The following is a 6,097-nucleotide window of genomic DNA, read 5'->3' on the forward strand; positions in this document are numbered from 1 at the left end:
GCGTCAGATCGTCAGCCGGCGGCGGAACCGGGCGGTGGCCAGCAGCCACCCGGCCACGGCCCAGGTGGCCAGGTACGCGAGGTGGCCGGCGACGGACCAGGCGGGCGCGACGCCGAGGGTGGCGGCCCGGATCAGGTCGACGCCGTGCCACAGCGGCGAGACGTAGGCCAGCCAACGCAGCACGCCGGGCAGCGACTCGACGGGGAAGAACACACCGGCGAACAGCGACATGGGGATGACCGCGAAACGAAACAGCATCGCGAGGTAGTTGTCGCTGGGCACCGAGGCGGCGTACCCGAACGTGGGCGCGGCGACCGCGAGGCCGAGCAGGGCGGCGACCGGCAGCGCGGCCAGCGCCCACCAGGAGTGGACGGCGCCGAACAGGGCGGTGGTCACCAGGAACGCGGCGGTGCTGGTGAGGATCCGGAACAGCACGAAGCCGAGGTGACCGCCGAGGATGTCGGCGATCCGCAGCGGGGCGGCGACCTGGGAGAAGTAGATCTTGATCCACTCGAAGTTGCCGAAGACCGGGAAGGTGGACTCCGCGATCGCCACCTGCATCGCGGTGGAGGCGATCAGGCCCGGAACGATGAAGTCCAGATACGGCACCCCGGCCACGTCCCCACGCACGTAGGCACCGACGCCCACGCCGAAGGAGAGCATGGTCAGCAGCGGCAGGATGAACGAGGAGAGCGCCGACGAGCGCCAGGTGCGCCGGTAGGAAACCAGGTGGTACTCGAGCACCGCGGCGGTGGGATGGGCCATCTCAGTCCACCAGCGTCCGGCCGGTGAGGTGCAGGAACACGTCCTCCAGGCTGCTGCGCCGGACCAGCGAGCTGGCCGGGGCGAGCGCGCGGCGGTGCACCTCGGCAAGCGCGCCGTCCCCGTCCGTGACGTAGAGCAGGATCCGGTCGGGAAGGACCTCGATCCGCTCCGCCACGCCGGTGAGCTTGCCGGCGTATTCCTCCTGCGACTCCGCCTGGAACCGCAGCTCGACGACCTCACGGGTGGAGTACCGCTCGATCAGCGCCCGGGGTGAGCCCTCCGCCGCGATCCGCCCGCCGTCCATCACCACCAGGCGGTCGCACAACTGCTCGGCCTCGTCCATGTAATGGGTGGTGAGCACCAGCGTGACGCCCTGCTGCTTGAGCCGGAACAACCGCTCCCAGACCAGGTGGCGGGCCTGCGGGTCCAGCCCGGTGGTGGGCTCGTCGAGCAGCACGAGATCCGGCTCGTTGACCAGCGCGCGGGCGATGGTGAGCCGGCGCTTCATGCCGCCGGACAGCGGCTCCACCTTGCTGTCCGCCCGCTCACCGAGCTGGACGAACTCCAGCAGTTCCAGGGCGCGGGCGCGGGCCACCGCCCGGGAGATGCCGAAGAAGCGCGCGTAGGTGGTCAGATTCTCCCGGACGGTCAGCTCCTGGTCCAGGTTGTCCAGCTGGGGACAGACGCCGAGCCGGGCGCGGATCGCCGGCCCCTCCCGGCGCGGGTCCATGCCGAGGATGCGCAGGGTGCCGCCGCTGGGCGGGGAGACGCAGCCGATCATGCGCATGGTGGAACTCTTGCCGGCGCCGTTGGGGCCGAGGAAGCCGAACGCCTCGCCGGGGCGCACCTCCACGTCGATCCCGTCCACCGCCGTGAAGGACCCGAACCGCTTGACCAGCCCCCGGGCGACAATCATGGCCTCTTCGCTACCCACGCGGCGAAGTTAACCCGAGGGTCCGACAATCCCCGACCGATTTTCCGCCGAGCCGGCCGCCGCGCCCTGCGGAGCGGATTCTCCGGAGCCGGAGCCGGCTCGCCTACGGGGCCGGGGTGGCCTGCGCCCGCGCCTCCGCGACCAGCTCATCCACCCCGGGATGCCCGGGATCGGTCCCCGGGTCGAAGCGGACCGTCCAGGTGAGCCCGTCGACGCCGGGCACCCGCCGCGCGGCCACCCGCACCCCGCCGCCCGCACCCAACCGGTGATGCGCGGTGTACGCCACCGAGCGGGTGACCCGGGCGCGCACCTGGTGCGGCACGTCCCCCGGTTCGACCAGCAGGTACGTGAGGACGTCGGCGTCGGCGATCACGGCGTAGCCCGCCCGTTCCTGGACCCGCTCGGCCGGCGTGACGGTCAGCTCCCGGCCGGACCAGACCGCCTTGTTGATCTCATGCCAACCGAGCCGACCCCGCCCGGGCAGCCAAACCCCCCGGGTGGTGGCGACCACCACACCATCGGCGACCGGCGACCAGGCCAGCACCCGCTCGTCCCGCTCCAGCGGCGGTCGCCGGTCGGCGGGCAGCTTCGGCACCCGGCGGAACAGTGCCATTAGAGGCCCCCTACCGCCTGCTCGCGCAGCGCCCGGGCGTGCTGCTCCAGGGAGAACAGCTCGCCGGCCAGCGCGAGGTACTCGTCCTTGCGCTCCACCGGGTTGATCCGCTGCACCTTCGACTTCAGCTCCCGGATCCGCCCGGTCACCGCGCCCCACTGCAGGCGGGCCAGGGTGGCGGCCACGTACCGGGGGTCCGGCTCGGCGTCCAGGCGCAGCGGCTCGACGGCCAGTTCACCGACCCGGGCCTTGGCGGCCAGGTCCGCGCAGGCATCCCGGACCTTCTCGATCCAGACCGCGCCGCTGGCGCCGGTGGCCGCCCCGCCCACCTCGGCGATGGCGTCGCGGACCGCTATGTGGACCGGGTCGCGGTAGTTCTCCACGCCGAGGGTGTCGAACATCGGACCGGCGAGCACCGGCTGCTGGAGGGCGAGCTTCAGCGCCTCGCGCTCGACCATGCTCTGCGGGCTGTCCGCCGCGACCGGCGTGCGGGGCGCCGGCGCCACGGCGCCGCCACCCGATCCGGCGTGCACCGCCCGCTGCACCGTCTCGATCTCCATGCCGAGGTCGCCGGCCAGCTTGCGGGCGTACTCGGGGCGCAGCGCGCGGTCCTTGATCTTGCCGACCAGGGGCGCCGTGGCACGCAGGGCGGCCACCCGCCCCTCGGCCGTGTCCAGGTCGAAGCGGCCGATCACCGAACGCAGGGCGAACGCGATCAGCGGCTCGCGGCGGGCCACCAGATCCCGCACCGCGGTGTCCCCGCGGGCCAGCCGCAGCTCGCACGGGTCCATGTTCTCCGGGCCGACCGCGATGTAGGTCTGCGCCACGAAGCGCTGGTCGTCCTCGAACGCGCGCAGCGCCGCCTTCTGCCCGGCGGCGTCCCCGTCGAAGGTGAAGATGATCTCGCCGGCGAACGCGTCGGTGTCCATCAGCAACCGGCGCAGCACCCCGATGTGGTCCGTGCCGAACGCGGTGCCGCAGGTGGCGACGGCGGTGGGGACGCCGGCCAGGTGGCAGGCCATCACGTCGGTGTACCCCTCGACGATCACCGCCCGCCCCTGCCGGGCGATCTCCCGCTTGGCCTGGTCGATCCCGTACAGCACGTGGGACTTCTTGTAGAGCGGGGTCTCCGGGGTGTTCAGGTACTTGGGGCCGTCGTCGTCCTCGAGCAGCTTGCGGGCGCCGAAGCCGATCACGTCGCCGGAGATGTCCCTGATCGGCCAGAGCAGCCGGCGCCGGAACCGGTCGATCAGCGACCCGGAGCGCGCCTCCCGGGCCAGCCCGGCGGTGACCAACTCCTGGCTGGTGAAGCCCCGGCCGCGCAGGTGCCGGGTGAGCTGCTCCCAGGCGTCGGGGGCGAAGCCGCAGCCGTACCGCTCGGCGGCCGACTTGTCGAAGCCGCGCTGGGCGAGGAACTCCCGCGCCGGCCGGGCGCCCGCCGAGCCGAGTTGCTCGGCGTAGAACTCGGCGGCGGCCTGGTGCGCCGCGATCAGCCGCTGCTTCTGCCCCTGCTGCTGGCGGACCGGCGCCGGGCCGGCCTCCGCGTACCGCAGCTGGATGCCGGCCTTGCCGGCCAGCCGCTCGACCGCCTCGACGAACGTGAGGTGGTCGGTGTCCATCAGGAACTTGATCGCGTCCCCGCCCTGCCCGCAGCCGTGACAGAAATAGACATTCCTAGATGGGGAGACGGTGAACGAGGGGGTCTTCTCGTCGTGGAACGGGCACAGCCCCTTGAGGTTGCCGCCGCCGGCCGACTTCAGCGTGACGTGCTCGGAGATCACGTCGGCGATCGCCGTCCGCTCGCGGACCAGCGCGATGTCCTCGTCCTTGATCCGGCCCGCCACCGCGCCACCCCCTCTGGTGCCTACATCCTGCCTCAGCCTGCCCGCCGCCCCGCCGTGAGGGCGCCGTGCCGGACCAGCGCGGACGGGTCGGTCAGGCTGGCCACCTGGTCGATCACCACGCGCAGCCGGGCGGCGTCGTCCGGCGCCGCCTTGAACAGCGGCGCGAACACCGGGTCCAGGCCGTCCGGCGCCCGCCGCAGCAGTTCCCGGACCAGTTCGCTGAGGACCAGGCGCTGCCGCTCGTACCGGCCCGCGGCGCCCTCGCGGCGCATCACGTACCGCAGCGCGATCCCCTTGAGCAGCGCGCACTGGGCGCGCACCCGCCGGGGTACGACCAGATCCGCCGCGTACCGGCGCAGCGGGGCCGGGCCGTACGCCGCCCGGGTGGCGGCGACCGCGGCCGAGACGAACCGCCCGGTCAGCACGCTGGTGACGCCCTTCAGCGCGGCCTGGGCGGCGTGGCTGCCGTCGTACCCGGCCAGCGGCGCCAGCACCGGGTCGGCGAGCAGGTCCACCAGCACCTCGCCGAGGTCCCCGGCGGACTCGGCCGAGTAGCGGCCGGACACGTCCACGCACAGGGCGGCCCGCTCGTCGGCGTCCGCCAGCAGCCGGGCCAGCCGCACGTACCCGCCGTAGACGCCGTCCTCCACGTCGTGCACCGAATACGCCACGTCGTCGGCCCAGTCCATCACCTGGGCCTCCAGGCAGCGCCGCTCGGGCTCCGGCGCCCCCTCGCGGATCCACCCGAACACCGGCGCGTCGTCCGCGTAGTACCCGAACTTCGGGGTACCCGGGCGGCGCGGCCACGGGTACTTGGTGGTGGCGTCGAGGGCGGCCCGGGTCAGGTTGAGGCCGGCGGAGGCGCCGTCCGGCCCGTACACCTTGGCCTCCAGGCGGGTCAGTACCCGCAGCGTCTGGGCGTTGCCCTCGAACCCGCCGCACGGCTGCGCCAGGTCGGCCAGGGCCTGCTCGCCGTTGTGCCCGAACGGCGGGTGGCCCAGGTCGTGCGCCAGCCCGGCGACGTCCACCACGTCCGGGTCGCAGCCCAGCCGGGCGCCCATCTCCCGGGCGATCTGCGCGACCTCCAGCGAGTGGGTCAGCCGGGTGCGCAGGAAGTCGTCCGCGCCGGCGGTGTGCACCTGCGTCTTGGCGGCCAGCCGCCGGAACGCGGCGCAGTGCAGCACCCGGGCCCGGTCCCGCTCGTACGGGCCGCGACCGTAGCCGGTGTCCTTCGGCGGCTCGGGCACCACCCGGGCGTCATCCACGCGCCGAGGTTACTGCTCCTTGGCCCGCAGCACGCAGAACTCGTTACCCTCCGGGTCCGCCAGCACCACCCAGCCGACCTGCTCGCCCTGGCCGACGTCCACGTGCCGGGCACCCATGTTGACCAGACGCTCCACCTCGGCCTCCTGGTCGTCCGGGCGCAGGTCGATGTGGAGCCGGTTCTTCACCGCCTTGGCGCCCATCACCGGGACGAACACCAGGCCCGGCAGCACCTCGGGGGTGCGCCGGATCTCCACCTCGTCCGGCTGCTCGTAGGTGATCGTGAAGCCGAGCGCCTCGGCCCACCACCGGGCCAGCCGGGCCGGATCGTGGGCATCGATGACGACCTGCTCCCACCGGACACCCATGAGACACCTCCCGCGCGGCGGACGAATGCCGCACAGGTTACGCCGAGGTGTCCGGCAGCGCGGCCCGGCCCGCCTCCAGCCGCGCCACCGGTACCCGGAACGGCGAACAGGAGACGTAGTCCAGGCCGGCGCCGTGGAAGAAGTGCACCGAGTCGGGATCGCCGCCGTGCTCGCCGCAGACGCCGATCTTCAGGTCCGGGCGGGCCGCCCGGCCCTCCTCGACCGCCACCCGGACCAGCCGCCCGACGCCGTCGGCGTCGATCGACTCGAACGGCGAGACGCCGAAGATGCCCAGTTCCAGGTACCGGGA

General features: G+C 73.3%; 7 protein-coding genes. All 7 read right to left on the reverse strand.

Annotation, left to right across the window (positions count from 1 at the left end; translation table 11 throughout):
- Positions 1 to 3: 3 nt before the first annotated feature.
- A complete protein-coding gene (locus KJS59_RS23345) occupies positions 4 to 765 on the reverse strand; it encodes an ABC transporter permease (RefSeq protein WP_213455111.1) in 762 nt (253 codons plus the stop codon).
- Between the two features lies 1 nt (position 766).
- A complete protein-coding gene (locus tag KJS59_RS23350) occupies positions 767 to 1,681 on the reverse strand; it encodes an ABC transporter ATP-binding protein (RefSeq protein ID WP_376771244.1) in 915 nt (304 codons plus the stop codon).
- 121 nt (positions 1,682 to 1,802) lie between these two features.
- The gene (locus KJS59_RS23355; RefSeq protein ID WP_213455113.1) at positions 1,803 to 2,312 is read right to left on the reverse strand and encodes a hypothetical protein; all 510 of its coding nucleotides are present in this window, start codon (positions 2,310 to 2,312) and stop codon (positions 1,803 to 1,805) included.
- Positions 2,312 to 4,156, reverse strand: coding sequence for a DNA primase (gene dnaG, locus KJS59_RS23360; RefSeq protein ID WP_213455114.1), 1,845 nt, complete (start codon positions 4,154 to 4,156; stop codon positions 2,312 to 2,314). The genes KJS59_RS23355 and dnaG overlap by 1 nt, the downstream gene beginning before the upstream one ends.
- A gap of 32 nt (positions 4,157 to 4,188) precedes the next feature.
- Complete coding sequence (locus KJS59_RS23365; protein ID WP_213455115.1) at positions 4,189 to 5,421, reverse strand: deoxyguanosinetriphosphate triphosphohydrolase; 1,233 nt, start codon at positions 5,419 to 5,421, stop codon at positions 4,189 to 4,191.
- A 9-nt stretch (positions 5,422 to 5,430) separates the two neighbouring features.
- Positions 5,431 to 5,787 carry a VOC family protein gene (locus KJS59_RS23370; RefSeq protein ID WP_213455116.1) on the reverse strand — a complete coding sequence of 119 codons (357 nt, stop codon included), beginning with the start codon at positions 5,785 to 5,787 and terminating at the stop codon, positions 5,431 to 5,433.
- A 37-nt stretch (positions 5,788 to 5,824) separates the two neighbouring features.
- The coding region (locus KJS59_RS23375) for a putative PEP-binding protein (protein WP_213455117.1) at positions 5,825 to 6,097 on the reverse strand (273 nt) is incomplete at its 5' end.

The organism is Rhizomonospora bruguierae (assembly GCF_018397995.1).
GTDB lineage: Bacteria > Actinomycetota > Actinomycetes > Mycobacteriales > Micromonosporaceae > Rhizomonospora > Rhizomonospora bruguierae.

Bases quoted from the DNA above. Each gene is read 5' to 3' on its own strand.
- KJS59_RS23345 (WP_213455111.1), bottom strand. From the start codon at position 765: ATGGCCCATCCCACCGCCGCGGTGCTCGAGTACCACCTGGTTTCCTAC.
- KJS59_RS23350 (WP_376771244.1), bottom strand. From the start codon at position 1,681: ATGATTGTCGCCCGGGGGCTGGTCAAGCGGTTCGGGTCCTTCACGGCG.
- KJS59_RS23355 (WP_213455113.1), bottom strand. From the start codon at position 2,312: ATGGCACTGTTCCGCCGGGTGCCGAAGCTGCCCGCCGACCGGCGACCG.
- KJS59_RS23370 (WP_213455116.1), bottom strand. From the start codon at position 5,787: ATGGGTGTCCGGTGGGAGCAGGTCGTCATCGATGCCCACGATCCGGCC.